This is a genomic window from Arthrobacter subterraneus, assembly GCF_900099735.1.
Taxonomy (GTDB): Bacteria; Actinomycetota; Actinomycetes; order Actinomycetales; family Micrococcaceae; genus Arthrobacter_D; species Arthrobacter_D subterraneus.
Window position 1 is genome coordinate 1 of record NZ_FNDT01000023.1, and the last position, 26,427, is coordinate 26,427.

25 protein-coding genes and 3 pseudogenes are annotated in these 26,427 nt (G+C 64.3%); 15 read left to right on the forward strand and 13 right to left on the reverse strand.

The genetic code is table 11. From position 1 onward, the window contains the following. On the forward strand, nt 1–292 hold a 292-nt coding region (locus BLS52_RS15950; protein ID WP_139186297.1), incomplete at its 5' end, for an integrase core domain-containing protein. A 24-nt stretch (nt 293–316) separates the two neighbouring features. After that, nucleotides 317–664: a hypothetical protein gene (locus tag BLS52_RS15955; protein WP_175460207.1), complete on the forward strand. Its 348-nt coding sequence runs from the start codon at nt 317–319 to the stop codon at nt 662–664. Here BLS52_RS15955 and BLS52_RS15960 read toward each other — a convergent pair whose 3' ends face one another. Further along, nucleotides 665–1,468 carry a GntR family transcriptional regulator gene (locus BLS52_RS15960; protein WP_245702904.1) on the reverse strand — a complete coding sequence of 268 codons (804 nt, stop codon included), beginning with the start codon at nt 1,466–1,468 and terminating at the stop codon, nt 665–667. 125 nt (nt 1,469–1,593) lie between these two features. Next, nucleotides 1,594–1,944, reverse strand: coding sequence for a DsrE family protein (locus BLS52_RS15965; RefSeq protein WP_090588041.1), 351 nt, complete (start codon nt 1,942–1,944; stop codon nt 1,594–1,596). A gap of 355 nt (nt 1,945–2,299) precedes the next feature. Between BLS52_RS15965 and BLS52_RS15975 the strand changes: the two genes are divergently transcribed. Both BLS52_RS15975 and BLS52_RS19020 read left to right on the forward strand, forming a co-directional pair. Next, a complete protein-coding gene (locus BLS52_RS15975) occupies nt 2,300–3,709 on the forward strand; it encodes an MBL fold metallo-hydrolase (RefSeq protein ID WP_090588044.1) in 1,410 nt (469 codons plus the stop codon). Nucleotides 3,710–3,799: 90 nt separating this feature from the next. Then, nucleotides 3,800–3,931, forward strand: coding sequence for a hypothetical protein (locus BLS52_RS19020; protein ID WP_281241731.1), 132 nt, complete (start codon nt 3,800–3,802; stop codon nt 3,929–3,931). A 221-nt stretch (nt 3,932–4,152) separates the two neighbouring features. Here BLS52_RS19020 and BLS52_RS15980 read toward each other — a convergent pair whose 3' ends face one another. Continuing rightward, on the reverse strand, nt 4,153–4,521 hold the full coding sequence (locus tag BLS52_RS15980) for a hypothetical protein (RefSeq protein WP_090588046.1): 369 nt from the start codon (nt 4,519–4,521) through the stop codon (nt 4,153–4,155). Nucleotides 4,522–4,629: 108 nt separating this feature from the next. Beyond that, a pseudogene (locus BLS52_RS15985) lies at nt 4,630–4,988 on the reverse strand (DUF1540 domain-containing protein). Between the two features lie 359 nt (nt 4,989–5,347). On the opposite strand from BLS52_RS15985, the gene BLS52_RS15990 reads away from it, so the two are divergent. From BLS52_RS15990 to BLS52_RS16000, 3 genes are all read left to right on the forward strand, one after another. After that, the gene (locus BLS52_RS15990; RefSeq protein ID WP_090588047.1) at nt 5,348–6,430 is read left to right on the forward strand and encodes a TerC family protein; all 1,083 of its coding nucleotides are present in this window, start codon (nt 5,348–5,350) and stop codon (nt 6,428–6,430) included. A gap of 641 nt (nt 6,431–7,071) precedes the next feature. Next, a complete protein-coding gene (locus tag BLS52_RS15995; protein WP_090588049.1) occupies nt 7,072–8,490 on the forward strand; it encodes a hemolysin family protein in 1,419 nt (472 codons plus the stop codon). Further along, nucleotides 8,487–9,521, forward strand: a complete 1,035-nt coding sequence (locus BLS52_RS16000; RefSeq protein WP_090588050.1) for a CNNM domain-containing protein — start codon at nt 8,487–8,489, stop codon at nt 9,519–9,521. Before BLS52_RS15995 ends, BLS52_RS16000 begins: the two co-directional genes overlap by 4 nt. A gap of 217 nt (nt 9,522–9,738) precedes the next feature. Here BLS52_RS16000 and nhaA read toward each other — a convergent pair whose 3' ends face one another. Both nhaA and BLS52_RS16010 read right to left on the reverse strand, forming a co-directional pair. Continuing rightward, nucleotides 9,739–11,109, reverse strand: coding sequence for a Na+/H+ antiporter NhaA (gene nhaA, locus BLS52_RS16005; RefSeq protein WP_090588052.1), 1,371 nt, complete (start codon nt 11,107–11,109; stop codon nt 9,739–9,741). A 153-nt stretch (nt 11,110–11,262) separates the two neighbouring features. After that, nucleotides 11,263–12,417, reverse strand: coding sequence for a calcium/sodium antiporter (locus BLS52_RS16010; protein WP_074703596.1), 1,155 nt, complete (start codon nt 12,415–12,417; stop codon nt 11,263–11,265). On the opposite strand from BLS52_RS16010, the pseudogene BLS52_RS19155 reads away from it, so the two are divergent. Beyond that, a pseudogene (locus BLS52_RS19155) lies at nt 12,408–13,468 on the forward strand (MFS transporter). The gene BLS52_RS16010 and the pseudogene BLS52_RS19155 overlap by 10 nt on opposite strands. Nucleotides 13,469–13,496: 28 nt before the next feature. Here BLS52_RS19155 and BLS52_RS16020 read toward each other — a convergent pair. Then, the gene (locus BLS52_RS16020; protein ID WP_026545554.1) at nt 13,497–13,754 is read right to left on the reverse strand and encodes a metal-sensitive transcriptional regulator; all 258 of its coding nucleotides are present in this window, start codon (nt 13,752–13,754) and stop codon (nt 13,497–13,499) included. Nucleotides 13,755–13,881: 127 nt separating this feature from the next. Between BLS52_RS16020 and BLS52_RS16025 the strand changes: the two genes are divergently transcribed. From BLS52_RS16025 to BLS52_RS16050, 6 genes are all read left to right on the forward strand, one after another. Then, entirely contained in the window at nt 13,882–14,472 is a 591-nt protein-coding gene (locus BLS52_RS16025; RefSeq protein WP_090588053.1) for a rhodanese-like domain-containing protein, read from the forward strand. Nucleotides 14,473–14,576: 104 nt separating this feature from the next. Beyond that, nucleotides 14,577–14,876 (forward strand): rhodanese-like domain-containing protein, encoded by a 300-nt coding sequence (locus BLS52_RS16030; protein ID WP_090588055.1) that lies wholly within the window; start codon nt 14,577–14,579, stop codon nt 14,874–14,876. A gap of 73 nt (nt 14,877–14,949) precedes the next feature. Then, nucleotides 14,950–15,834: a sulfite exporter TauE/SafE family protein gene (locus BLS52_RS16035; protein ID WP_090588056.1), complete on the forward strand. Its 885-nt coding sequence runs from the start codon at nt 14,950–14,952 to the stop codon at nt 15,832–15,834. A gap of 27 nt (nt 15,835–15,861) precedes the next feature. Further along, nucleotides 15,862–16,233 carry a thioredoxin gene (gene trxA, locus BLS52_RS16040; RefSeq protein WP_090588058.1) on the forward strand — a complete coding sequence of 124 codons (372 nt, stop codon included), beginning with the start codon at nt 15,862–15,864 and terminating at the stop codon, nt 16,231–16,233. A 119-nt stretch (nt 16,234–16,352) separates the two neighbouring features. Continuing rightward, nucleotides 16,353–17,708: an MBL fold metallo-hydrolase gene (locus BLS52_RS16045; RefSeq protein WP_090588059.1), complete on the forward strand. Its 1,356-nt coding sequence runs from the start codon at nt 16,353–16,355 to the stop codon at nt 17,706–17,708. Between the two features lie 36 nt (nt 17,709–17,744). Next, nucleotides 17,745–18,152: a DUF302 domain-containing protein gene (locus BLS52_RS16050; RefSeq protein ID WP_090588061.1), complete on the forward strand. Its 408-nt coding sequence runs from the start codon at nt 17,745–17,747 to the stop codon at nt 18,150–18,152. Nucleotides 18,153–18,213: 61 nt separating this feature from the next. Here BLS52_RS16050 and BLS52_RS16055 read toward each other — a convergent pair whose 3' ends face one another. The 3 genes from BLS52_RS16055 to BLS52_RS16065 all read right to left on the reverse strand — a co-directional run bounded on the left by BLS52_RS16055 (nt 18,214) and on the right by BLS52_RS16065 (nt 22,180). Continuing rightward, on the reverse strand, nt 18,214–19,296 hold the full coding sequence (locus BLS52_RS16055) for an IS110 family RNA-guided transposase (protein ID WP_090588063.1): 1,083 nt from the start codon (nt 19,294–19,296) through the stop codon (nt 18,214–18,216). Nucleotides 19,297–19,549: 253 nt separating this feature from the next. Then, on the reverse strand, nt 19,550–21,178 hold the full coding sequence (locus BLS52_RS16060; protein ID WP_090588064.1) for a putative Ig domain-containing protein: 1,629 nt from the start codon (nt 21,176–21,178) through the stop codon (nt 19,550–19,552). 135 nt (nt 21,179–21,313) lie between these two features. Continuing rightward, nucleotides 21,314–22,180, reverse strand: a complete 867-nt coding sequence (locus BLS52_RS16065) for a LysR family transcriptional regulator (protein WP_090588066.1) — start codon at nt 22,178–22,180, stop codon at nt 21,314–21,316. A gap of 86 nt (nt 22,181–22,266) precedes the next feature. Between BLS52_RS16065 and BLS52_RS18890 the strand changes: the two genes are divergently transcribed. Then, nucleotides 22,267–23,259: an EamA family transporter gene (locus tag BLS52_RS18890; protein ID WP_245702905.1), complete on the forward strand. Its 993-nt coding sequence runs from the start codon at nt 22,267–22,269 to the stop codon at nt 23,257–23,259. A gap of 25 nt (nt 23,260–23,284) precedes the next feature. On the opposite strand, the pseudogene BLS52_RS16075 reads toward BLS52_RS18890, so the two are convergent. The 3 genes and pseudogenes from BLS52_RS16075 to BLS52_RS16085 form a co-directional block, all read right to left on the reverse strand. Then, a pseudogene (locus BLS52_RS16075) lies at nt 23,285–24,538 on the reverse strand (ABC transporter ATP-binding protein); the annotation flags it as partial. Next, entirely contained in the window at nt 24,535–25,413 is an 879-nt protein-coding gene (locus BLS52_RS16080) for an ABC transporter permease (protein WP_217636781.1), read from the reverse strand. The gene BLS52_RS16080 and the pseudogene BLS52_RS16075, both read right to left, overlap by 4 nt. Next, nucleotides 25,410–26,426: an ABC transporter permease gene (locus tag BLS52_RS16085; RefSeq protein ID WP_090588069.1), complete on the reverse strand. Its 1,017-nt coding sequence runs from the start codon at nt 26,424–26,426 to the stop codon at nt 25,410–25,412. The genes BLS52_RS16080 and BLS52_RS16085 overlap by 4 nt, the downstream gene beginning before the upstream one ends. Between the last annotated feature and the right edge of the window lies 1 nt (nt 26,427).

The following is a 26,427-nucleotide window of genomic DNA, read 5'->3' on the forward strand; positions in this document are numbered from 1 at the left end:
CCGTTACGCCGAGCGACTCGCCGCCGAGGACGCCGTCGCTTCTGTGGGTTCCCGCGGGGATAGCTACGACAATGCGATGGCCGAGGCGCTGAACTCGCTGTTCAAAGCCGAGCTGGTCCGCAACAAAGGCCCCTGGAAGGACATCAACCACCTCGAAGTCGCCCTCGCCGAATGGGTCGACTGGTACAACCACCGACGCCTCCACGGCGAACTCGGCCACGTCCCACCCAGCGAATACGAACAACAACACGCCGGTGTCAATGCCGGCCTACTAACCACAATTTCCAACTAAAAATCTCTCCACCAAACCCGGGGCTTGACATGGTGGTCCTTTCCTGTCCTGGCCCTCACGGCCGGTCTGACCGGCTTGGTTGTCGCAACCTATGTCGCCCGGGAGCAAAGCATCAAGGAAAATCCGCACGGCCGGCTGGGGGCAGCCGGGACAGTAGTGTCGTTCTTCGCGGTCGGATGCCCGGTCTGCAACAAGCTGGTACTGCTGGCCTTGGGGACCTCCGGCGCGATGCAATACTTCGAACCCATCCAACCGCTCCTGGCTGCCGTGTCCGTGGCCCTGCTCGCGTGGGCCTTCCATAAACGAGCGACATCAGAAGACCGCTGCCTCATCACGCGGGCACCGACAGCCGGGCAGCCAGTCAACGGCTGATTACTGTGCAAGGCCGGACAGGATCCTTCGACCGGCTGCACGGTTCGGATCGGCCTTGCACCCGAATGATGTCGCTATGGCCATTCTTTCGCCCAGGATGTAGCTGCGGCGGAACTCCACGGTCTGGGCGCGGTAGCACCCTGAGCGTTCAATGAGCAGCAGCGGCTCACCTTCAGCACAGTTCAGGAGGGCAGCCTGATCCGCAGATGCGGAGACGGCGGTGAGTTGCTCCGTACCGCCGTCGAGCACAATGCCACAACGACGATCCAATTCCTCGTACAGGGCGGCCTGGGAAAAGTCTGCTTCCAGCAATTTCGCGGCTACCCGTCCCGGAAGCCATACCTGGTCCAGGCCCAGAGGCTTCCCATCGGCCAGTCGCACACGGGAAAGGTGAAAAAACTCCGTGTCTGCATCCAGGGAGATGTGCTCGGCAATGAAACGATCCCGGGTGAGATGCTGCGCCAGCACAATGCTGGAATGGTTCATACCGGATTCCCGGATGGAAGCCAGGACGCTGTAAATCGGGCCGTAGGCGGTGCTGCTGCCCGCAACCACAACAGGCTTACGCCCAGGCTGGGCAGTGATATGCCCAGCCTCACGCAACGGACGCAACGCAGCCCTGATCGTCCCCCTGCTCACGCCGTACCGTTTGGCCAACTCCACTTCCCCCGGGAAACCCGAAGCGAAAACGCCGTTATGAATCTCTTCCATCAGGTCGGCGCTGACCTTCTTCCACAACGGCGCGCCGATCCCGACGGAGGCAGACAGCTTGGTGGGGGAAGACGACGGCTGGTGAGTGTCCATGAATGCCTCAACTGCTATTTGCGAACATTGCCGTGGTATGACACTACGTCATTGCCCGGAGACAACTTTGAGGACCGAGGCATTGCGCAGGCCCCGTGGACGCGGACGGCGGACGCACCTCACGCTCACACCCTGAGATAAGCCGCGCCGTCGAACTGACGGCGGGCGATGTGCGCGACGGCTGCGGGGACCACCTTCACCCCTGAAGGCAGGGCGGAAGGGTCGATGCCGGCCGACCGGAGGCTATTCCCGCAGGCATAGACCGATACTGATGGTCCAGGCATCTCGGTGATCTCTTTGTCTACGACGAGCTGGCTGACGCTCGGTCCCTGGACAATAATTTCAATCTTCACCTCGGGTAGCTCCGCTGCGGCGTTGCCGGCGACGCGCATGGCCATCGCGAAGTCCGGGAAGGGCTCGTTGCCCGGTCCGGCCAGATGCAGGACCAGCACCCTGGACTCAGGTGTCGTACTCATGCTGACCGGCCGAACAGTCGACTCAGCCAGTTGCCGGCACCGGAACCTTTTTCCTTTGTTGTGGTGCGCCCGTTGACCGTGGCACAGGTGCAGCGCTCACTGTTGGATACGCCTCGCATGACCTGCTCGACGTGGTTCCCGCATCCGCTCCAGGTGGTTTTGCGGCAGTACATGCAGGTGGTTGTCCGACACATCTGTAATTCCTCTCCGTTGGATCACACTCCCCTCATAATACCCGTCGGGGTATCGGATTAGCGAACCGCTATGCACTTGCACTTATACCCCCGTAGGTATTATTGTTAATCCCAGAGTTATACCCCCGCGGGTATCGGAACGGACTATCGGAAGGAAGATCATGCTTCTTGAGCGTATTTATGACGAGGATCTGGCCCAGGCGAGCTACTTCATCGGCTGCCAGGCCAAGGGTGAAGCCGTGGTGGTCGATGCCCGCCGCGATATCGCCCCGTACCAGGAGCTGGCGGCGGCCAACGGGATGAAGATCGTTGCGGTGACCGAGACTCACATTCACGCCGACTATCTCTCCGGGACGCGCGAGCTGGCGGCAGCTACCGGGGCGGACATGTATGTTTCCGGTGAGGGTGGGGATGACTGGCAGTACGGCTTCGACGCCGAGCGGCTCTACGACGGCAGCACCATCACCTCGGGCAACATCACGATCAAGGCTGTGCACACGCCCGGTCACACTCCGGAGCACCTTGCCTTCCTGATCACCGACGGCGCGTTCAGCGACCAACCCGGGTACCTCCTCTCCGGCGACTTCGTCTTCTCAGGCGATCTCGGCCGGCCTGACCTGCTGGATGAAGCCGCAGGCGGGCTGGACACTCGTTTCGTGGGCGCGAAGCAGCTCTTCGCGAGCCTGCGGGAGAAGTTCCTGACCCTGCCCGATCACGTGCAGGTCTACCCCGGCCACGGTTCGGGCAGCGCCTGCGGCAAGGCCTTGGGCGCGATCCCTTCCACGACCGTGGGCTATGAGCGCCTGTACGCATGGTGGGGTCCGTACCTTGCTGCCAATGACGAGGACGGCTTCGTTCGCGAACTTCTCGACGGGCAGCCGGATGCTCACGCCTACTTTGGGCGGATGAAGCGGCAGAACCGTCTCGGCCCGGATGTGATGGGGCCCCGCAGTGAGCTACCGCAACTGGACAACCAAGCGCTGGCCGGTGACCTGACGGAAGACCGCGTGACCTTTGTTGACACCCGCTCGAACGGTCAGGTGCACCAGGGAACAGTGACGGGGGCCTTGAACATCCCCGCCGGGACGAAGATGGCCAGCTTCGGTGCCTGGGCGTATGACCCGGAAACCGATGACCGGCCGCTGGTCCTGCTGGCACCGGACCAGGAAGCAGCGCAGGAAATGTGGGATCACCTGGTACGGGTAGGCATCGACAACGTCACCGGCTTCACCCCCACCCTGGACGGGCTGCCGATGACCACACCGAAGGTACTCGCACCCGGTGACCTCGAGGACTTCGGCGCAGCGCTGCTGCTCGACGTGCGGAACAAGACCGAACACGCCGCCGGCAGCATCCCGGGCTCCAAGCAACTCAGCGCCGGCCGGGTGCTCTGGCACCAGGACCAGCTCCCCTCCGAGGGCACAATCGTTACCTTCTGCCAGAGCGGGGTCCGGAACTCCGTCGCGGCCAGCGCCCTGCGCCGCGCCGGGTACGACGTCATCGAACTCGACGGCAGCTACGCAGGCTGGGCAGCATGGAACGCCTCCCAGCAATCAACCTCGGTCAGCTAAACAGCCCGACTCCACCGACAGGCAATGGGCCCGCTGCTTATGCGCGGGCCCATTGCCGTGCCCACACCCTGACAACTCCCGGAGCGCCTGATGGCACGCAATTATCTGGCCGGTACGGCCAAACTCGGCTTGAGGGCCAACGCCGCGCAGTTCAGTTTGCTGGTCGCAGTGAACGCACTCGTTGGAGGTGTGGTCGGTGCCCGCAACACCTCCACCCCCTGATGCCGAAAATCATGGTGGGTAGCAACCGGTCAACCCACTGTGGAGTCCAACAAGACCGGGGGCAGTCCCGGTTGCCGTTGTCGTCTACTGGGGATAGCTGACTGAACGTTGCAGGGGTATCAGATCGTTGCCCCGCAAGCCGATTCTTGACCCTGATACGTGAAGCGTTTTTCCTCTGCGAAGAGCCCGTAATCTGATCCCGCCTGCGGCGGAACCGGAGGTCAAGCCGCTGCTGATTTCCGGCGGCGGGCGGCGATGAATGAGCGGATGCCGAGCACCACATAGATGATGAGCAGGACGAAAGTGATCGTGCTGGTGATCACCGCGGCAGGACGGTCAGCCTCCCCGGCGAAGAGAGCGCCGAGCTGCAGGACGTTCATCGTGGTGCCGAGGACGCCGAGCACTGCCACAACTAGGGCGATGTGGATGCCGATCTTCTGATTCTTCAGGCCGATGAAGCCGGAGATCAGTATGACACCTCCCAGGACGGCCGGGATCAGCGCCGTCCAGCTGGCGAAGGCGGCGATGATGTAAGCGGTGACGCCGAGGGCGATGAGAACGACGCCGAGTCCAATGGTGATGCGAGCCATGCCGCTCCTTACGCTGTTGGTGATTTCTTCTACACAGCGTAGTAGAAATTCGATCACGACTGGGACCGCTGAACTAAGTCATGAAAAGCCGCCATTCGAAGTTGATAGTCACAGGCACTTATCCGCAGCCAACAGGCGCACGCCAGAACGCATCATGTTATTCCTGTGCCGAGTGAAGCTGTCACGCGGACAGTACTTGGAACAGGGGTGGTTAGCCGAACCAGGTCCGACGTGGACTTCGGCCGCCGTGCACATCAAATGACCGTTGTGGACGCGCATTCGGCTCGCTGGCATGCCCCGACACCGGCCAGGACCTTGGGCAGGCCACCGTGTGTGCCGGTGCCGATGAAGGTGGAGCAGGAGGCATGGTCTTGTGTGCCACCGACGGTAATTGCGGCGGCATTGCAGGCAGAGTGGTCGTTGAACGAACAGTTGGTTACGCTGCACTCTGCTACATGCGTTGTCATCAGGGATCCTCCGTGCTTCGGTCGCCCGGGCCGGGCGGCTCCAATACCTACGGTGGGCCAGTCCAACCTCATCAAAAAGACCTAAATATTTGATCTAATCTCCGCCGTCCGTGGGGTTCGACGGTAGTAATAACATCGCACGGTCATACGATGCGGCATGCTCCCTGGCATGATCGTGTCGGTTAGGACGACGGTTTTGCATAGGTTAGAATTTACTCATCAAGGGGAGTACTCCCGTCTGTGATCGGCCCGTCATTACGGATGCACTGAAGCATCTCGGGTCGTCGGTTCCGGTGTCGTCCGGGCGGAGGAGACCTTGGCGTATCCGTTCAACGCCTACCCCCTTGGGAGCCACCCTTATGCAGGTCACACCTATGATCTGGCTCATCACCATTGCTGTGACGATCCTGTTCTTCGTCTACGAGTTCTTCGCCCATGTGCGTAAACCCCACGAGCCCTCCATCGCGGAATCGGCGCGCTGGTCGGCGTTCTATATCGGGCTGGCACTGCTGTTCGGTGTGGGAATAGGCACGGTGTCGGGATGGACGTTTGGTGGCGAGTATTTCGCCGGCTACCTCACCGAGAAGGCACTGTCGATCGACAACCTGTTCGTCTTCCTCATCGTGATGGCCGGATTCGCCGTACCCAAGAAGTACCAGCAGAAGGTACTGATGATCGGCATCATCATCGCCCTGATCCTGCGCGGCGGCTTCATCGCCATCGGAGCGGCCCTGATCGAAAACTTCTCCTGGGTCTTCTACATCTTCGGTGCACTGCTCCTCGTTCTGGCCTACCGCCAGGCGTTCAGCAGCCACGAGTCCAACCCGGCTGACGGCAGGTTCATGACCCTTGTGCGCCGGGTCCTGCCCGTCACTGACGAGTACCACCAGGACAAACTCACCGTGATGCAGGGCGGGAAGCGTTTCGTCACGCCGATGCTGCTCACAATCATCGCGATCGGTTTCGTGGACCTCATCTTCGCCGTCGACTCCATCCCGGCGATCTACGGCCTGACCAACGAGGCCTACATCGTCTTCACCGCCAACGCGTTCGCGCTGATGGGCCTGCGCCAGTTGTTCTTCCTCATCGGAGGACTGCTCGAGCGCCTGGTCTACCTCGCCCAGGGATTGGCCGTCATCCTCGGCTTCATCGGCGTCAAACTCGTCTTCCACGCCATGCACGTCAACGAACTCCCCTTCATCAACGGCGGGGAACCGCTGCTCTGGGTGCCCGAGATCCCCATCTGGTTCTCCCTGCTCTTTATCGCCGCCACCATCGTCGTAGCGACCGCCGCGAGTCTGCTCAAAACCCGCGGCGACGAGAACAAGGACGACCGCTCACTGGTCCAGGGCGAACCGGTGATCACCGCGGACCCAGAGGGCCGGGACGAGGAGTCCGAAATCGGCGAGAAGACAATGTCCACGGCAGACATGTCCAAATAGCACCCCGTCGGCAGCTGTGAAAGGGGTGGCCCACCGTGGGTTAGGATCGCTACCCGCGTCCCCCGGTCACGAGACAACGCCTGAATAGAGCTCGTGACCGGGGGCCTAACGTATGCCTGTGAGTATGTGCGGCACGTACGTCGCTGTCATCCTGCCGTTCCCCTTGGCAGGATGACGTATTGGGCCGTTATCGGCATTCTCCAGTCCTTCCCACGCGTTGTGCAGTGAAGATAGCCGTCCTATTTCGGCTCAGGGGCAGTAGCCCTTCCACGCACGCCGTACGGGGCACCTTGTCGGGCTTCCCTTCGTAACATAGAACAGCGTCTGCACACCGGTGGTCGTTGCGCCGTCGAGGAACGACCCACGGGTTGGTGCATGGCGCATCAGGATTCGGTTGCGGCCGCTCCCGCAGCTGTCTCGCCGGGACCGCGCGCTCATTCCTGCCGGGATCACCTCGGTAGGAATGGTTTAGCATGGAGCGTATCCGTCAATTTTTGGAGAGTGTAGAGCAGTAGCATGGGTCGATCAGCCGCCAGAGACGGGTCGTCCGACGACCCCGGCGATAGTTGTTCCACTTCCGCGATATCTGAGAACGGCCGCAGGCGCCGGTCAGGCTTCCCTGGGGTAGGGGAAAATACCCGATGATCGAAGCGGTATTGACGCTCCTTCTCGGGATTATCGTGATTCTTGCAATCATCGCGGCCAACGGTTATTTCGTGGCGCAGGAGTTCGCCTACATGTCGGTGGACCGCGCCAGCCTCGGAGCGCGCGCCGCGGCCGGCGACAAGGCTGCGCAACGCGCGCTGAAAGTCACGCGCCGCACCTCGTTCATGCTCTCCGGCGCACAGTTGGGCATCACTGTCACCGGACTGCTCATCGGCTATGTCGCCGAGCCGCTGGTGGGCGAGTCCCTGGGTGTACTGCTGGGTGGTGCCGGGGTGCCGGCGGCGCTGAGCATATCGGTGGGCACGGTGAGCGCGCTCGTCGTGGCCGCTGTTGTGCAGATGATTTTCGGTGAGCTGTACCCGAAGAACCTGGCGATCGCCAACGCCGAACCTCTCGCCCGCGCTCTTGCCCGGTCGACGACGATTTATCTCGCGCTGTTCGGGTGGCTGATCACGGTGTTCGACCACGCGGCTAACGCTCTCTTGCGTGCCGTGCGTGTCGAACCGGTGCACGACGTTGACACGAGCGTGACAGCCGAAGATCTTGAACGCATTGTCGCTGACTCCCGGGAGAGCGGTGACCTGCCCGAGGAGCTGTCGGTGCTCATTGACCGCATCCTCGACTTCCCCGACCGGAACGTCGAACACGCCATGATCCCGCGCTCACAGGTCGGCACCGTTACACCGGACACGACCATGGGCCAGCTGCGCGCTCTCATGGCGCAGGAGCACACCCGCTACCCGGTGATCTCCGAGACGGAGGAGCCGCTCGGAGTCGTCCAGCTCACGGACCTACTCCGCAGCCGCGCGCCCGAGGAGGCCCCGGTGTCTTCCATCATGGTGCCCCCGCTCGTACTGCCAACGCTCATGTCGCTGCCTGACGCGCTGGCCAAGCTCACGCGGTCGCGCAACGAGCTTGCCTGCATCATCGACGAATACGGTGGCTTCGCGGGTGTCCTGACGGTCGAGGACCTGTCCGAGGAACTGGTCGGGGAACTCACTGACGAGCATGACGGCGACCCGCCCGCTGTCATCACGCCCGAGCAGGAGAACACCTGGCGGATGAGCGGTGATATCCACGTCGACGAAGTCGAACGCGCCGTCGGCTACGAGTTGCCCGCCGGTGACTACGAGACCATCTCGGGTCTGCTCATTGCCCACCGCGGTGAACTGCCGGTCACCGGCGAGGTGCTGCGGGTCGAGCTGCCCGACGACCCTCGTGATCTGGTGTTGGATCGACCTGTCCACCGTGTGCTCGAGGTTGAAGTGCTGGAACTTTCCCGGCACGTCCCCAGCGAACTGCTCGTGCGGCTTGTCCGGACCGCCGCTGACGGCGCAGGCTGCACGGATGAGGCCGCGATCGGCACCGAGGCCGAGACCGAGGAGGATCGATGAGTGATCCGCTGATCGTGACCGCCGTGACCGTGCTGCTCATCGTACTGAGCGCGTTCTTTGTCATTATCGAGTTCTCACTGCTCGGTGCCCGCCGCCACCGGCTTGAGGCCGAAGCTGCGACGAACCGGTCCGCCCGTGCGGCGCTGCGCGGCATCAACGAGCTGACGATCATGCTCGCCGGTGCACAACTGGGTATCACCGCAGCCACTTTCGCCCTCGGCGCGGTTACCAAACCGGCCATCGACGCATGGCTGGGCCCCGTGCTCGCGTCCTGGGGGACTCCGGAACAGTTTGCCGGCGGCGCCGCTTTCGCCCTCTCGCTGCTGTTCGTGACATTCCTGCATCTAGTCGTGGGCGAGATGGCGCCCAAGTCCTGGGCGATCGCGCACCCGGAAACCTCGGCCAAGCTCATCGGTGTGCCCGCGCGCGGCTTCATCTGGTTGGTGCGACCGTTGCTGAGCTGGGTCAACGAGATCGCCAACCGGCTGGTCGCAGCCAGCGGAGTAACTCCGTTGGACCGTGCGGTCGTCGGCGGCCAGGACGTCGACACGATCCGACACCTCGTTGAGCACTCCGCGTCCGTCGGTGCCCTCGACGCCTCCTTCCGCACCCAGCTCTCCGGTGTCCTTGAGCTCGAGAAGCTCACTATCCAAGCGCTGATCGCACCGGGCGGCGCGCCGACCATGGTGCCGGCTACAGCCACGGCCTCCCATGTGCAGGAAGCCGCCGCCCGCTCGGGCCACCTACGCATCCTCGTGGAGGACCTGGACGGGGGCATCCCCGGAGTCGTTCACGTCCGCGACACACTGCTCGAATCGCTGGAAAGGCCGGTTAGTGAGCTGACCCGCCCCGCGTTCATGCTCGACGCCGGAACACCGGTCTACGAGGCCCTTGCCCAGATCCGGGCAGCCGGGGAGCAACTCGCCGCCGTCATGCACCACGGGCGTTTCGTCGGGGTGGTTACCCTCTCCGACGTCCTGTGCCGGGTCCTTCCCCGAGAACTCACCCAGGAGAAGCGCACCGGTCAATGACGGGCGGAGCGCCGGAGGAGCAACAACTCCGGGAACGGTCGAAAACTGCGAGAAGGGCGGGCTTGAGCCCCCTGAGGCCAGCGATCAGCCACACTTAATCGCGGCACTCTACGGCCTGAGACCTATCGAATCCGGGAATCGTGAAAACCCTGGGGGCGGTCCGGAACCGAGAGTGCAGGGATCGTTCCGGTCGAGGATCAGGTGTTGAGTGCCGCTCCTACGGGCGCCCGTCCCTAGCTTCATCGTTCTGGTAGATGTCGGGGACGCCGTCGTGGTCGGTGTCGATGGACTCGAGATTCTCGATAGCCCGGTAGTGGCGGTTTCGGGCCTGCAGCAACGCTCCGGCCAGCAGAGCCGCTGCCACAGAGCCGCTGAGGACCGCGACCTTGGCGTAGTCGGTGTCGACACTGCCTGCAGCGAAACTCAGCTCGGCGATGAGCAGGGAGACGGTGAAGCCAATCCCTGCCAGCAAGGACACGCCCACCAGGTCGATCCATTGGAAGGACGGGTCCAGGCGCCGGCGGGTGATCTTGGTGGTGAGCCAGGTGGCACCGACGATCCCGATCGGTTTGCCCATGATGAGCCCGGCGATGATACCCACAGCGACGGGGGCGGTCAGGGCTGTGGTGAGTCCTTCCCAGCCACCCACTGCCACACCGGCAGAAAAGAAGGCGAACACTGGCACTGCGAACCCGGCAGAGATGGGGCGGAAGCGGTGTTCGAATTCCTCAGCCAAACCCGGGCCGGCCTCAGGTCCGCCGCTGGCCTTGCTGCGCATCACCGGGACCGCGAAACCGAGCAAAACGCCGGCAACGGTGGCGTGGACGCCGGCCTCGTGAACCAGCACCCAGACCACCAGTCCCAGGGGCAGCAGGATGATCCAGAATGCCCAGGCGTGCCGGCTGAAGAACCGGGAGAAGCGATGCGTGAAGAAGGCGAAGACTGCCAGCGGGACCAATGCGAGCAGCAAGGGCGTGAGCGCTACGTCATCGGTATAGAAGACGGCGATGATTGTTATAGCCAACAGGTCATCCACCACCGCAAGAGTCAGCAGGAACAACCGCAACGCGGGAGGTAGGTGGGAGCCGATGATGGCCAGCACCGCCACCGCGAAAGCGATATCGGTGGCTGTGGGAATAGCCCACCCGCTGACCGTCTCCGGGTTCACAGCGTTGAATGCAACGTAGACGAGCGCCGGAACAGCAACCCCACCGACGGCTGCGGCGACCGGGACCACGGCCTTGCTGAACTGGCGCAGGTCACCGGCCACGAACTCCCGCTTCAGCTCCAGACCCACGAGGAAGAAGAAGATGGCCAGCAACCCGTCGGCCGCCCATTTGCTGAGGCTGAGCCGCAGGTTCCAGGGCTCGTAACCGATCTCGTAGTCACGCAAGGCGAAGTAACTATCCGCGGCAGGAGAGTTCGCCCACACGATGGCGGCCAGTGCTGCAACGACCAGCAGTATGCCCCCGACGGTCTCTTTACGCAGGATCTCCCCGACACGGAGCACCTCGCGGTAGCTGCCACGGTGGAGGCTATCGTGGCTGTGATCCTCCGGGCCAGTGGTGGGGTCGTCGTGGCTGGACATGGGCGGCTCCTTGGTCTGCGGGTTCGTCGAATGTGCTCATGCCGACTAGATTTCCTTAGCTCACCAGATCGACAGTCTACGTACGGACCGCCGCGACCGACAGCCACCCCTTCTCCGGTTCACCGCCGGCTGGCAATGGCCAGCAACCCCGGACTAGGGCGAGGTTCGGGTCTGGTCCGGGTTCCGGCGGCCCTTGTGGAGCCCGATTTCGTAGGCTGTGAAGGAGATGAGGGTGGCTGCGATCAATGGTAGTACGAACCAGGCCATGGCTGCGGTGAACCCTTCCAGGGCATCGTGTGCGGTAGCGGTCAGAACGACATATCCGGTGTAGGCCAGGTACAGCCCCACGAACAGGATGCCCTCCCAACGCGCGATCGCGAAGCCGGTGAACGCGACGGGCAGCAGTGCCACCGCGGCTGCCAGCATCACCGGTATATCGAAGGCCACCGCAGCAGCGGATACGGGAATGCCCTCAAGAGAGATCAGGGCGGGCAGTCCGAGCACCACCCCAATGTTGAAGATGTTGCTGCCGACCACGTTACCCACGGCCAGGTCTCGTTCACCGCGGCGCACCGCAATGATGGATGTCGCCAGTTCGGGCAGCGACGTCCCGACTGCCACTACAGTCAGACCGACCACGAGACTGCTCACGCCCAGTGTGGCGGCAATGCTCACCGCGCCTTCCACGAGCAGTGTGGCACCGGCCACCAGTAAGGCGATCCCCAGCAGCACGAGCAGGAGCGATTTGGCGAAAGAGTCCGCAGGCGCCGCCTCTTTCTCTCCGGCCGAATCGGCGGTAGCTGAATCGGCGGTAGGCGAACCCCCGGCCGGGTCCGGCGTCGTGGGGATCTTCGCGTCGCGGCGGCCGATAACGACGGTCATCACAGTGTGCACCACCACGACGCAGAAGAGAACCAACCCATCCACGGCACTGATCCTCCCGTCCAGGGACACGAGGAGCACCCCGACTGACAGGGCGACCATCAGGGGCAGGTCAAAGCGCACCAACCGCTGCTTCACAGCAAGCGGAACAACCAGTGCGGAAAGTCCGAGGATGAGCAGGACGTTGACGATGTTGCTGCCGACCACGTTGCCCACAGCGAGCCCGGGTTCGTCGCGCAGGACAGCGCCGATGGTCACGGCGAGCTCCGGTGCTGATGTGGCTGCCGAGACCACGGTGAGCCCGACCACCAGCGAGGAAATCCCCACGCGACGGGCCAGCGCTGAAGCCCCCCGCACCAGGAATTCCCCACCCAGCACCAGCAACACCAGCCCAGCCACGATCCGTCCCACGTCAAGTGCATCCATGGGTAGGAGTGTACGGAGCACAGCCCAATCCTGCGACCGGCCAGCAGCAGACCGTCCTGCCCCTGCTGGCCGCCGAGGACTTCGGCCTGACCGGTTACACGGTCATCTTCTCCTATATCGCCGCCTTCGGAATCACCAAGGCAACCAGCAACTACGCCGCCGGGATCCTCGTCGACCGCCTCGGACGCAAACCCGTCCTCCTGACCGGCTGGCTCTTCGCCGTACCGGTCCCCGCGATGCTCATCCTGACCCCGGACTGGGGATGGGTAGTCGCGGCAAACGTCCTGCTCGGCATCAACCAGGGCCTCACCTGGTCAACCACGGTCGTCATGAAAATCGACTTGATCGGCCCCGAAAAACGCGGACTCGCCATGGGACTGAACGAAGCCGCCGGCTACGGCGCCGTCGCAATCACATCCCTGCTCGCCGGACACCTCGCCGCCACCTACGGCCTCCGGCCGGCACCGTTCCTACTCGGAGCAGCCTACGTAGCCCTGGGCCTGACGCTCTCGACGCTGCTGGTAAGGGAAACCCACGGCCACGCCGCACTCGAACAACATCACCGCAGACCTCACTCCTCACCACTGCGCACGCCCCCCGCACCCAGCAGCTGGCAGATCTTTGCCCTCAGTACCTGACGTGAACCTGCGCTGGCCTCGGCCAGCCAAGCCGGCCTGGTCAACAACCTCAACTTCAACGCCTCATCACCACCGGCATGGGCCTGCAGGCTGCAGCGCTGAGCGTCATAGCCCTCGCCGATACCTTCCCGGGCTGGGCGGCCGGAACCATCCTGCTGGGCGCCGGAACTGCCATGGTGTATCCGACACTGCTCGCCGCCATCGGTGACGTGGCCGAACCAGCCCGGAGAGGACGCGCGGTAGGGATTTACCGGCTCTGGCGCGACCTTGGTTACGCCTTCGGAGCTGTTGTGGGCGGAGTAGTCGCAGACGCCGGCCTGCACGCAGCAGTATGGGCCGCCGCAGCCCTCAGCGCCATGGCTGCGCTCATCGTCGCAGCCCGCATGTATGAAACCCACCCGCCGGCGCCATAGCCAACGCGGTCAGCCAGGCCGAGCCTGCTTAGGCCAGTGCGAGGAAGAGTTTCTCCAGGTCTTTCTTGTCCATGGTGTTGCCGCCCTCGGCCATACACTGCTCCAGGCCCGAGGAGATAATCGCGAACCCGGCACGGTCCAGTGCCTTGGACACGGCCGCCAATTGCGTGACGACGTCCTTGCAGTCCCGGCCTTCCTCCAACATCCGGGTCACCGCCGTGAGCTGTCCGGTGGCGCGCTTGAGCCGATTGATTACCGGCGTGAGTTCAGTGGTATCGAGCTGCACAAAATCCTCCTGAGGTTACATTTCCTCCCTCCAGTGTATACCCCCTAGGGTTTGTTGCATACCCCGGGGGGTATGTGGTAGGATTGATGCCGACAGTTCAACCCACTGAAACTCGAAAGGGAATCCCTTGGCTTCCAACACCTCCACCGTGACCGCCCTCGACCCCGAGACCCTGCGTGACTGGATCAGCCGGCATGAGGATCTGATCATCGTTGACGTCCGCTCCGCCGCTGAGTTCGAAACCATGCACATCCAGGGTTCCTACAACGTCCCGCTTCCTCTGCTCTCCGAGCACACCGATGAGCTCGCCGAACGACTCGGACAACGGGTTGTGCTGGTCTGTCAGTCCGGCGTCCGCGCCGAGCAGGCACGCCAACGCCTTAACGGGGCCGGGATTGACACCGCTTTAGTCCTGACCGGTGGCGTTCCAGGTTTCGCCGCCGCCGGCGGCACCGTTGTCCGCGGCGCACAACGGTGGGATCTGGAACGCCAGGTGCGCCTTACCGCCGGATCCCTCGTGATCGCAGGACTGCTGGCCGGCAAGCTCATCTCCCCCAAGCTCCGCCTGCTGGCCGGTGCGATCGGCACCGGGCTGACCTTCTCAGCGGCGACCAACACCTGCGCCATGGGCAACGCCCTGTCGAAGATGCCGTGGAACAAGGCCGCGAGCGAGCCAACCGCCGCCGCAGCGATCAACCAGGTCCCGGCCGGCAACTAACAAAGACTCAGTGTGCCCTGCCTGCCCCCCATCGGGCAGGGCACACGGTCCAACAGCACCACTCCTCAACCTCCATTTCCGAACCACAGGAGAAGGAACACATCATGGCTGGAATCACCATTCACGATACGAACGCACGCCGGAACCAGGACCAGGTCCTTGACGTCCGGGAAGACTTCGAGGTCGCCGAGGGCATGCTCCCCGGTGCCCTGCACATCCCGATGGGGCAGCTGATGTCCCGCCTGGATGAACTCGACAAGACCCGCCCGGTCATCGTCGTGTGCCGCAGCGGCAACCGAAGCGCCCGGGTCGCCGAAGCACTGACCACCGCCGGCTACACCGCGGACACCATGGACGGCGGCATGCTCGACTGGCAGCACGAAGGCTTTCCAACAACGCGCTGACCCACACACCCCACCGGACTGACCGCCTGATGTCTGCCTGTCTGCTTGTCTGCCTGTTCGAAAGGACACCCCCATGAGCGTAGTTCTGCTCGCGACCGTACTGCTCTCCGTAGTGATCGGTCTTTCGCTCGGCCTGCTCGGCGGCGGCGGATCCATCCTGACCGTACCGATCCTGACCTACGTCGCCGGCCTCGATGCCAAGGAAGCAATCGCCGCCTCCCTCTTCGTCGTCGGGGTGACCTCCGCGGTCAGTGCCATCGACCATGCCCGCAAAGGTCGGGTGAAATGGCGCACCGGCCTGATCTTCGGGGCCGCCGGCATGGCCGGAGCCTTCGGCGGCGGACTCCTCGGCGGACACATCCCCGGCACCATCCTCATGATCGCCTTCGCCCTCATGATGGTCGCCACCTCCATCGCCATGATCCGCGGCAGGAAAAACAAGACCACCGCCACCACGCACGACGGGGAACTACCCATCGTCAAGGTCATCGTCGAGGGCCTTATCGTCGGCCTGGTCACCGGATTAGTCGGAGCAGGTGGCGGGTTCCTCGTCGTCCCCGCGCTGGCCCTGCTCGGCGGCCTATCCATGCCCATCGCCGTCGGAACCTCCCTCGTGGTGATCGCCATGAAATCCTTCGCCGGGCTCGCCGGCTACCTCACCACCGTCACCCTGGACTGGGGCCTCGTCGCCGCCGTAACAGCCGCCGCCGTGCTGGGATCCCTCATCGGATCCCGCCTGGCCGGCCGTATCCCCGAAGCAGCCCTCCGGAAGGGCTTCGGGATCTTCGTCCTCGTCATGGGCGTCTTCGTCCTCGTCCAGGAACTCCCCACCCCGTGGGGAACCGCCCTCGCAGCCACCGCAGGCATCCTCGCGGTCGCCGCCGCAGCCTGCTGGTTCCTCCTGCCACGCTGCCCCCTACGCACACCCCTAAACCGGCGCACCGCCGAAGCACATTGAACACCTGAAAGCCAAGGAGTCATTGCCATGAGCACTTTCAACCTCACCGAAAAAAACTTCGCCGAAACCCTTCAAAGCAGCTCGATCGTGCTGGTCGACTTCTGGGCCGCCTGGTGCGGACCCTGTCGCTCATTCGCCCCGACCTTCGAAGCCGCCTCACAGAAGCACCCGGACATCGTGTTCGGCAAGGTCGATACCGAAGCAGAACAGGCACTTGCCGGCGCTGCGAACATCACCTCCATTCCCACCCTGATGGCCTTCCGTGACGGAGTCCTCGTCTTCTCCCAGCCCGGTGCGTTACCGGCGCCCGCCCTTGAACAGGTGATCAGCGCAGTGAAAGACATCGACATGGGCGCCGTCCGCGCCGACATCGCCCAGCAGGAACAAAACCGCTCCTGACACCCACAAACCACCGTGCTCAGCTGGTCCCGATAGGACGGGCCCGGCTGCTGGCCCGGTCAACGGGCCCGCGGGTACGGTGGTTTGCATCGAACGAGGCATTCAAGGAGGAATCCGGCATGGACGTCATCACGATCGAAACCCCGCCGCTCGGGGACCGCAGCTACCTGATCCACGATGGGCAAGTGGCCCTGGTGATCGATCCGCAACGTGACACCGACCGGGTGGAGAAGGAAGCCGCGAACGCCGGTGTCCAGATCACCCACGTCGCAGAAACCCACATCCACAACGACTACGTCACCGGTGGACTGCAGCTGGCCAAAGACCATCACGCCACGTACCTGGTCAACTCCGCCGACCAGGTGGACTTCGACCGCACCCCAATCTCCGACGGGCAAACCCTGCAGATCGGGAAGATGACCCTACGGGCAGTCGCCACGCCAGGGCACACCCACCACCATCTTTCCTTCGTCGTCACACACGAGGACCGGCAGGCGGTGTTCTCCGGCGGGAGCCTACTCTACGGATCCGTTGGCAGGACCGACCTTGTCAGCGACAATGACACGGTACCGCTGACTCACGCCCAATACGCTTCAGTGCGCCGTCTGGTGGAGGAAGCAACCCCGGAGGCCGGCCTCTACCCCACCCACGGCTTTGGATCCTTCTGCTCCTCCGGCCCAGCCAGCGGAGCCGACTCCTCAACCATCGGCGAACAAGTCCAGAGCAACCACGCCCTCACGGATCAGGACGAAAACCACTTCGTCCAGGAGTTGATCGACAACCTCAGCGCCTACCCGTCCTACTACGCCCACATGGGACCGGCGAACACCGCCGGTCCCGGTCCGGCCCAGCTCGACGTCCCCCAGCCCCTGGACGCCGAAGACCTCACCGCCAGACTCGAACAGGGCGAATGGGTGATCGACCTGCGCAACAGGATTGCCTTCGCCCGGGACCACCTGCACGGTAGCGCCAGCTTCGAATACGGCGACGGCTCGAACTTCACCACGTTCCTCGGCTGGGTGTTGCCCTGGGACCGGCAGCTCACCCTCGTCGGTGAACGTGACGACGTCGAAAACGCAATCCGTGATCTCTCCCGAATCGGCATCGACCAGCCCGACGTGGCCCTTGGCACCGACCCGGCAGCTCTTGCCCCCAACGCCGCACGGAACTCCTACCCGAGTGTGGGTTGGGAAGAGGTCCGCACGGACCGCTCAGAGCAGGAAGACGTCATTCTCGATGTGCGACGCACCGACGAATACGGCACACAGCACATCGAAGGGGCAATCAACCTTCCCCTCCACGAACTGCTGCAGCGCATGGATGAAGTACCCGATCGGAAACTGTGGGTTCATTGCGGATCGGGCTACCGGGCATCAGTCGCCGCGAGCCTGCTGCAACGGGCCGGCAAGAACGTCGTTCACATCGACGGTATGTTCGACGACGCCGAAAAGGCAGGCCTGCCCATGACCGGGTAACAGCCCACGTTCAGCCCACTATGCAAGGAGAATCTCATGGCTTATACGCACACCGTCACGTCCACCCTGTCCTGGAAAGACGCCGTTCAGCGCACGCGGGAAGCGCTCTCGCAGGAAGGTTTCGGTGTTCTCACCGAAATAGACGTCCGCGCCACCTTCACCAAGAAACTCGGACAGGAAGCCGGGGACGCGGTCGGGGACTACATCATCCTCGGTGCCTGCAACCCACAACTGGCGCAACGCGGCATCACCGCAGAACCCCAACTCGGTGCCCTCCTACCCTGCAACGTCGTCGTAAGGCGCGCCCCCGAAGACACCACAACAACCATTGAAACAATCGACCCCCAAACCATGGTCCAGGTCAGCGACTCCGACGCAATCCGCGACGTCGCAAACGACGCCGACGAACGACTCAAACGAGCCCTCATCACCATCGCCAGCTGAGCGGGCAGGTGTCGATAGGTGCGCTGGCGGGTAGCGGCGCGGTTCTACTGTGAAGACTCAGCTACTTGAGAGTCTTCCCGCTGAGGTCCCGTTTGAGTGCGTAGTAGAGCTCGCGGGTGACGAATCGTTTGAGGCTGCGGATAGCGTCAGCACTTGAGTGTCCCTGGGCGCGTTTGCGGTCTCGGTATGCCTGGGATCTGGGGTCGTAGCGCAGCCGACAGATAGTGACGAGGTAGATGGCTCGGTTCGCTCGACGGTTTCCTCCTCTATGGAGGCGCATACGATGGGTTTTTCCTGACGACACTGGAATAGGTGCGACGCCGCAGAGCCTGGCAAAGGCTGCTTCACTTGGAAATCTGTCGATGTTTTGCCCTGCGGTGATAAGTAGCTGAGCCACGGTAACCGGGCCAACCTGGGGTAGAGCGAGCGTGGTAGGTGCGACCGTTTCGACAAGTCTGGTGATGTGTTTTTCGGTCGTGTTGATCTCTGCGGTGAGGTTGAAAATTCGGCGGCCCAGTTCCCGCAGCGCGTACTTCACCGCGTGCTCGGGTTCGTCCAGGCGACTGGTATCTGGGCGCAAGGCGCGCACCTGTGTGGCCTTACCTTCGAGTGTTTTGGCGTCGAACCGCTCCCGCATTCCGGTAGGTGCCGTGACGAGAACATCGCGCAGTTGAACAAGCGCGGCCGCACGGGACTTCACAGCCGAGTCGCGAAGCAAGTACAGGTTACGGATGGCTTCAACAGTGCCGGTGGTGTTTTTGGCCGGGGACGAGCACTCCCCTGATATGACCTTCCGCGCTGCAGCTTCGGCGTCGATCGCATCGTTCTTGCCTGAGCGGCTACGGGTCAGGCGGTGCCCTCTGTTGACCTCAACAACGTCGACACCGGATGCCAGGAGATACCTTGTGAGGCCGGCGCCGTAGGAGCCGGTGCATTCCACGCCAGCTGCGTTGATGATTCCGTAGCTTGAAGCCCATTCCAGGAGCTGCTGGTAGCCGGGAAGGTCAGTAGTGAACTCCTTATCCGCCAAGAGGACGCCGTGCTGGTCGAGCACGGCCGCGTGGTGCAGCTGAGAATGGGTATCCACCCCTATCGTGACCATGGTTACCGGCTGGGTCGTTGTTTCAGTCGTTACAAGACTCATGCGTACTCGTTCCTGTCGATGGGAGACTTCGGCGAGCACGGATGACCGGGCCGGGCGGACAAAGCACTGAAGAGCCTTTAGTTTCGCCACGTTCCTATCAAGTCACACCCCGTCCGGCCCGGTCGCCATAGGTGGGTGGCAGGGGAGATGAGCCGACAGCTCTCCACCTAGACAGGCACGGCACCGTTGGTGCCGGTCGTCACGTAGCGGGTAAGTCAGGAACCCCTTCCCTGCCACCTGCATCCATCCTGCCTCAGTGCGTGGCGGAGGAGTTGGTGCTTCTGGCCTCGACGCCGAGCGTTCCCTTGCTGGCGGTGTAGTCAGCCCGCTGAATGGATACAGTGTCGGCTGCGGGCGGCGACGCAGCGGGCGCCACCGACAGGAATGCGAACCGGCTTTCGGCGCCGAGGGTCGCCGTGATGACGACGGTGAAGTTGGACGTGACGGGCTGGGTCGTCACCGTGAAGGCCGCAGTGGTCTGGCCTGCGGGGACAGTGACCGACGGCGGGACGTTGGCCACTGTCGGCTCGCTGTTGGTCAGCGTCACCGTTGTACCGCCGGTCGGCGCGGGAAGGGTGATTGTCACCGCGCCAGTGGAGGAATTGCCGCCGGTCACGTTCGCCGGGCTGACTGATACCCCGGAAAGAGCCGGCGAGTTGGTGGTGCCGGTGACGGTGACGCTGCGGGCCGCCGAATAGGCGCCCGCACCATCCGGATTGACAGCCTGCACCCGCCAGAAATAGGTCCCGTTGGCAAGGTTGCTGCTCACGGTCGCCTGGGTCATGTCACCGGCAGTAGTACCCACCGCCGCGGTGCTCGTAAAGCCCGACGACGCGCTGACCTGCCAGTTATAGGCCGTGATCCCCTGCGGGTCCGCCACCGCGTTCCAGGAAATGGTGAACGGGGTGGTAACCGAGGCCCCTTCGGCGGGGCTGGCGAGCGTCGGGCTTGCCGGCAGCTGCGGCGGTTGCTCCGGCGGGTTGATGGTGATACTGAAGGTACCGGTCGCGGATTGACCTGCCGAGTCAGTGACCCTGAGGGTGAAAGTGAAAGTCCCCGCCGTCGTCGGTGTGCCCTGGATACGGCCGGGTGAAGCCTGCAGCGCCAGGCCGGGAGGGAGCGTGCCTGCGGTCCGGGTCCATGAATAGGGTGTGGTGCCACCGTCCGCAAAAACACCGACGGCGTACGCAGCACCAACGGTTCCGGCGGGAAGCGTGCTGGAGCTCGTGATGACCAGTGGCCGGGCTGCGTTGATGGTGATGGTGAACTGACGGGTGGCGCTGTTGCCTGCCTGATCGGTGGCGCGGACGGTGAACGTTGAGGTCTGGATGGTGGTGGGGCGTCCGGAGATCAGGCCGGACGACGGCGCGAAGTCACTCAGCGACAGACCTGCCGGGAGTGCGCCGGCGGCAATCGACCATCGGATGGAACCTTCGCCGCCGCTGCCGGTGACGAAGTTGTTGTAGTCGGTGCCGACGTTGCCGCTGGGGAGCGGCCGGTCGTCGATGGCGAGCGAGCTGGCTGGCGGCTGGGACGTGACCGTACATCCCGAGAGGGTGGCCGTGCGCGGAGTGGCGGAGCCGTCGTTGACGTCAACGGTGCAGTCTGAGGGCGGTGTGTAGTTACTGCGCTCGACGCGGAACTTTCCGCCGGAATCGCTTCTGCCCATCACCACGCCGTCCACCGTGATGTCCCGGCCGGCGAGCGCGGTGCCCTCGATGCGCAGGTTGGATCCGCTCAGTTCTGCGCGTGAAACGGTGACGGCGGCCGCTGCCGACTCTGCGCCGGCAATCAGGAAGGTGAAAGCGAGCAGGAGCGCGGCGACAATCGCGGATCTTCGTCGAAGTGCTTCAGAAGTACTGGACGACCGGCGCGTTTCCATGGCAGGCGCTCCACTCCGTCACCGCTACAAGCGGCGGCATACGTTAAGTGAAGCACTGCAGCAGGGGCAGCACAATGGTTACTGGGCACGCTTCGGCGCCGGTCGATCGCGCGCGATCAGCGGCAGGATCCGGACCTAATCCCTCCCGGACCGGTACCCGTACAAACCTGCTATCAGGGCTGTGATGGTGGAGCAGTCCGCGGGCGGATCGGACGCAATCCAGGCGGCGTACACGACCACCGGCGGCGCGTCCCGGATACGCCGGTAGACGATTCCGGGGCGGCGGTACTGGTGCGTCGTCGACGCCGCGGTCACTCCCCGTGCACTTCCGGAGCCAATGGCGGTAAGCCAGTCGTCGACGTCGTCCGTCTGGATTATTTCGGGGCGCGCGCCTTCCGGCCATAAGGACAACCGGGTGCTGCCGGTGCGCAGATCCACCGCGACCGGAAGCGTTGCCGTCTGCGCGAGGGTCACGCTTTTGCGGTGGGCCAGCGGATCTGTGCTGACCATGGCGCAGTATCTCGGCTCTTCACCGACGACCTCGTAATGCAGGGCTTTGGTGTCCGGCCGGTGGCGCAAAATTCCCAGGTCCGTCTTTCCTTCAAGCAGTCCGGCGGTTGGCGTGTTTGTTTTGACCAGCTGCAGCGTAAGGTGCGGAAAAGCGGCGGGCCATCCGTGCTGGAACGCCGCCGTGTGTTGACCGAGCGCTGACCAGGGATAGCCGATCCGCACTACGCGGCTGCCGGTGCGGACCTCCTTCGCGAGATCACTGAGCGCATCAAGAACCCGGCGGGCATGCCTGAGTGCCCGTTCACCCGCGGCGGTGAGTTCGACCCACCGTGTGGTCCTGTGCAGAAGACGGGCACCCAGCGCTGCTTCCAGGGCGGCAACGTTCCGCGTGACTGTCGTCTGGGAGACTCCGAGATCGATCGCCGCGTCGGTAAAGCTGCCTTCCTCGACGACCGCCACGAAGGATCGCAGCTGCCGAACGTCGATATCCATGACTGCATTCTATTGATGCAGATCATGCATCAATAGTTCGGAGAACGAATTGTGAGCCGAACCGGCCACGGGTCCACGATTTCCCCATGATCAATACCCAGGCAGGCAGGAGCAATGCCGCCGGAATCGCTACCCTCCTGGGCAGCGCGCTGTCGAACCAGGTCGGAGCCGCCACCGGCTCGCTGGCCTTCCCGGTTCTGGGCCCGGCAGGTGTTGTCGCGCTGAGGCAGCTCGTCGCAGCGGCCGTGCTGCTGCCTCTGGTCCGCCCAAGCGTCTCGCGATTCACGAGGGCACAGTGGTGGCCGGTCATTCTCCTGTCCGTCGCGTTCGGGACCATGAATCTTGGGCTTTACTCGGCGGTGGAGCGCATCGGCCTGGGGCTCGCCGTGACTCTGGAGTTCCTTGGCCCCCTGGCAGTGCTCATCCTTACCCGGCGCAATCCATGGAGTGCCGTGAGCGGCGCACTTGCTGCTGCCGGCGTCGTCGCGATCGCGCAGCCGGAAGCTACCTCCGACTATGTCGGCATAGGATTCGCGCTGGTCGCCGCAGCGTCCTGGGCCGCCTACATTCTGCTCAACAGAACAGTTGGGGCGCGGGTGCCCGGCATCGAAGGCACAGCCGTCGCCGCAGGGCTGTCCGCCCTCGCCTTCGCCCCGGTGGCCGTCCTCATCATCGCGGAGACGCGGCCGAGCGCTGTCATCCTGCTCTATGCGCTGGCCGCCGGCGTTCTCGCCTCCGTGGTTCCCTACGTTGCGGATCTGGTGGCGCTGCGGCGCATTCCGGCGAATCTCTTCAGCATCCTCATGAGCTCCAACCCGGTGTTCGCCGCTGTGATCGGGGCGCTCGCCCTGCAGCAGTGGTTGAACCTGCTTGAGGTGGTGGGCATTGCGCTGATCGTCACCGCGAACCTTGTGGCGCTATCGCGTCCCTCCCTGACGCCACCGGCACCGCTTCCTCCAGCGATAGGTGACGATCCGCCACCGCGGCGGCGAGGCCGACGTCGTGGGTTACCAGGACCAGTGCGGCATCCTGCTCGGCCACCTGTTCCATCAGGCAGTTCACTGTTTCCTGTTGAGTGAGCAGGTCCAGTCGGGATGTTGGTTCGTCGGCGAAGACCACCAGCGGGTTCAGGAGCATGGCCCGGATGGTCGCCAGGCGCTGCAGTTCCCCGCCGGAAACTTCCCCGGGCCGCCGGTCGAGTAGCGAGTGGCCCAGACGCAGCCGGTCCATCAGCAGGGGAACCCGCTCCGGGCTGACATTGTGACGGCGAACCACGTCCCGCAGGCCGGCGCTGATGGGAACCCGCGCTGGGAATGCAACGGCAGGGTCCTGGTAGAGCTTCTGCAACCGGCCCCCGGCCAGTTCAGCATGATGGTTCACCTCGCCGGCGTCGGGATCAACGAGCCTGAGCAGGATGCCGCCCAGGGTGGTCTTTCCGCATCCGCTGGGCCCGGTGAGCGCAAGCCGTTCCCCCGGGGAAATGCTTACGTCCAGGTCGGAGAAGAGGGTGCGTCCCCCAAAGGCCTTGGCCAGTCCCCTGGCCTCGATGAGCGGAACCGCCGCGCCGGTTTCCGGAGCCGGGTTGCGCCAGGCCGGGTCCCAGCGGCCCGGTTCAGCCTCCAGCAACCGCCGCGTCCACGGGTGGGTGGGAGCGGCAAGCACCTGCCGGGCGGGTCCCTGTTCCACGATGCCGGCCTGGTGCATCACCAGCAGTTCGCCATCCAGGGCCCGCGCGAGGTCCAGGTCATGTGTGATGGTCAGCAGCGAGCCGCCCTGTTCCACGTGCCGGGACAGCAGTTGCGCGAGCGCGTCCCTGGCTACCGGGTCCAGGCCCTTCGAGGGTTCGTCGGCGATAAGGACCTCGGCCCCGCCGATGGTCGCAGCGGCGAACGCTACACGCTGCGCCATTCCTCCCGAAAGGGTATGCGGGTAGGCACCCTGCACACCGTGAAGACCGAGCCCGGCGAGGCGGTTGCCCGCCTCTTTCAGGGCCGCCAGCCTCCCGCGCCTCCCACGGAGGAAACCCGGATGGCCTTCTGCAACCTGCCGGTCAACCCGCATGGTGGGATCCAGCGCGAGCACCGGTTCCTGCGGCAGCAGTGCGAGCTGGTGCCCCCACAGCTTGCGCCGCGCGGCGGCGTCCTGGAGCGGGGTACGCTCCCCACCGAACGAAACGAGTCCCTGAACCTGCAGTGAGCTGGGCAGGCTGCCCATCAGTGCATGTGCCAGCAGCGATTTGCCGCTGCCGCTTTCGCCGACGAGCGTCACCGCCCGGCCGGGTTCGAGCGAAAGCTGTGGCACATCGACCAGGGCGCGGCCCTGGTGTGTGACCCGTACATCGAGCAGTTCAATGGTCATCGTCGGACTTCCTGTGTGCGCAGCCCCAGCAGTCCCGAAAGGAGAAGCAGGAGCACCACGATCGGTGCAGCCACCATCCAGGGCGCCTCGTAGTAGAAGGGCAGTGATTCGGTGATGAGCAGTCCCAGCTCGGCGGTGGGCGGCTTCAGCCCTACCCCGACGTAGCTGAGGGTGGACATGGCAAGCACCGCGGTGGCCATGCCCAGGGAAGCCATGGTGAGGAGGACCGGCGCCAGCTCCGGGCACAGGTGGCGCCGCAGCACGTGGACGGGCCCCAGCCGCAGCAGGTTCGCGGCCTCCACGGCAGGGCTGGCGAAGACGCTCAGCGAACGGGCCCGCACCACCCGGAAATATTCCACCCACTGCGCCAGTGCAATCCCGAGGTAGATGGTCCACATCTCACCCGAAGCGAGCGCGGCGAAAATCAGCACAATGAGCAGTGCCGGCAGTGCAAGGAAGATTTCGGAGATTCCGAGCAGCAGCTGGTCCACCCACCCGCGCCGCCAGGCAGCGAGAAGACCGAGAGCGACGCCGGCAATACCCGCCGTGGTGACGCACAGTAGAGCGAGGCCAAGGGACAAGCGGGTGGCGTGGGCGAGGCGCGCAATGACGCTGCGCCCCAGGTGGTCGTTGCCGAAAGGCTCGGCGAACGACGGCGGCCGGAGGAACTGGCTCAGGTCCTGGCCCGCGTACTGCCGCCACACAAGTGGGCCGATCAGGGCGAAAAGCACCAGCACCGCGAGCAACCCGGCGGACGCCGCGCGCGTCCAGGACAGCCGCCGCCGGACCGGGCCGGACATGCCCCACAGTGTGGTTGGGCTGGAGGGCGCGGGCATGTCCGGTGCTTTCCCGTTTGCCTGCTGCGTGATGTTCACTGAGCCTCCCTGGTACGCGGATCGAGGGCCAGGACGGCCAGGTCAACCAGAGTCGAGACAACGACGACGATGAGTGCCAGGGCGAGGACCGTCGCCTGCATGGCGGGAATGTCACGCCAGAAAACGGCGTGCACCAGTGCGTGCCCGAGACCGGGCCACGCGAAGAGGCTCTCCACCACCACAACGCCCTCGACCAGAATCAGGACCTGGACACCGATGTAGGAGACCAGGGTGACCCCGGCGTTCCGGATCACGTGGCGGGCCAGGACCACGTGCCTGGCCAGGCCCTTGGTGCGCGCGAAGTGCACGTGCCCGGATTCCAGGACCTGCGCGACGGCGTCCCGGGTGACCCGCGCAAACAGTCCCGATAGGCCGACAGCCAGGGTGATGGCCGGAAGCACAATATTGCCGCGCTCACCGTGCCCGGCGGCCGGCACCCAGCCAAGCTGGACGGAGAACACAATGATGAGGACCAGCCCCAGGATGAACGGGGGCAGCGCCCGGACCAGTGAGACCCAGGCATCGGTGAGGCGGTCGACGGCGCCGCCCCGGTTCTGGGCTGCCAGCAGGCCGAGGAGTAGCCCTCCGGCCACCGAGAGGACCAGCGCCACCGCTGCGAGCTGCAATGTAGCTGTCAGGTGGAGGGCCAGTTCATCCGTCACGGATGCGCCGGTCACCAGGGACGTGCCGAAGTCCAGCCGCAGGGCATCCAGGATCCAACCGCCCAGCTGCTGCCAGGCCGGAGCATCGAGGTTGACGTCGGCGCGTACTTCCGCGGCGGTGGACGCGTCGACCTTGTCGTACCCGTAGCGTCCCGCAGCGATCCGGAATGCAATGTCTCCGGGCAGATTCTGGACGATGACGAAGCAGGTGATGGTGACGGCGAGCGTGACGCCGACGGCCTGCGCTGCACGCCGGGCAAGGACCTTCCCGGCGGCGCGCGTCAGGGAGTGATCCCTGCGGGTCTCCGCCGGATGGGAGGGGGGAGGCGAGGGTGTGGACAGGATGGTCATG

Excerpts from the sequence above, each read along its gene's own strand:
- BLS52_RS15960 (WP_245702904.1), bottom strand. The coding sequence starts at position 1,468 with ATGGACACTCACCAGCCGTCGTCTTCCCCCACCAAGCTGTCTGCCTCC.
- BLS52_RS15965 (WP_090588041.1), bottom strand. The coding sequence starts at position 1,944 with ATGAGTACGACACCTGAGTCCAGGGTGCTGGTCCTGCATCTGGCCGGA.
- BLS52_RS15975 (WP_090588044.1), top strand. The coding sequence starts at position 2,300 with ATGCTTCTTGAGCGTATTTATGACGAGGATCTGGCCCAGGCGAGCTAC.
- BLS52_RS19020 (WP_281241731.1), top strand. The coding sequence starts at position 3,800 with ATGGCACGCAATTATCTGGCCGGTACGGCCAAACTCGGCTTGAGGGCC.
- BLS52_RS15980 (WP_090588046.1), bottom strand. The coding sequence starts at position 4,521 with ATGGCTCGCATCACCATTGGACTCGGCGTCGTTCTCATCGCCCTCGGC.
- BLS52_RS15990 (WP_090588047.1), top strand. The coding sequence starts at position 5,348 with ATGCAGGTCACACCTATGATCTGGCTCATCACCATTGCTGTGACGATC.
- BLS52_RS15995 (WP_090588049.1), top strand. The coding sequence starts at position 7,072 with ATGATCGAAGCGGTATTGACGCTCCTTCTCGGGATTATCGTGATTCTT.
- BLS52_RS16000 (WP_090588050.1), top strand. The coding sequence starts at position 8,487 with ATGAGTGATCCGCTGATCGTGACCGCCGTGACCGTGCTGCTCATCGTA.
- nhaA (WP_090588052.1), bottom strand. The coding sequence starts at position 11,109 with ATGTCCAGCCACGACGACCCCACCACTGGCCCGGAGGATCACAGCCAC.
- BLS52_RS16010 (WP_074703596.1), bottom strand. The coding sequence starts at position 12,417 with ATGGATGCACTTGACGTGGGACGGATCGTGGCTGGGCTGGTGTTGCTG.
- BLS52_RS16030 (WP_090588055.1), top strand. The coding sequence starts at position 14,577 with ATGGCTGGAATCACCATTCACGATACGAACGCACGCCGGAACCAGGAC.
- BLS52_RS16035 (WP_090588056.1), top strand. The coding sequence starts at position 14,950 with ATGAGCGTAGTTCTGCTCGCGACCGTACTGCTCTCCGTAGTGATCGGT.
- trxA (WP_090588058.1), top strand. The coding sequence starts at position 15,862 with ATGAGCACTTTCAACCTCACCGAAAAAAACTTCGCCGAAACCCTTCAA.
- BLS52_RS16045 (WP_090588059.1), top strand. The coding sequence starts at position 16,353 with ATGGACGTCATCACGATCGAAACCCCGCCGCTCGGGGACCGCAGCTAC.
- BLS52_RS16050 (WP_090588061.1), top strand. The coding sequence starts at position 17,745 with ATGGCTTATACGCACACCGTCACGTCCACCCTGTCCTGGAAAGACGCC.
- BLS52_RS16055 (WP_090588063.1), bottom strand. The coding sequence starts at position 19,296 with ATGAGTCTTGTAACGACTGAAACAACGACCCAGCCGGTAACCATGGTC.
- BLS52_RS16060 (WP_090588064.1), bottom strand. The coding sequence starts at position 21,178 with ATGGAAACGCGCCGGTCGTCCAGTACTTCTGAAGCACTTCGACGAAGA.
- BLS52_RS16065 (WP_090588066.1), bottom strand. The coding sequence starts at position 22,180 with ATGGATATCGACGTTCGGCAGCTGCGATCCTTCGTGGCGGTCGTCGAG.
- BLS52_RS18890 (WP_245702905.1), top strand. The coding sequence starts at position 22,267 with ATGATCAATACCCAGGCAGGCAGGAGCAATGCCGCCGGAATCGCTACC.
- BLS52_RS16085 (WP_090588069.1), bottom strand. The coding sequence starts at position 26,426 with ATGACCATCCTGTCCACACCCTCGCCTCCCCCCTCCCATCCGGCGGAG.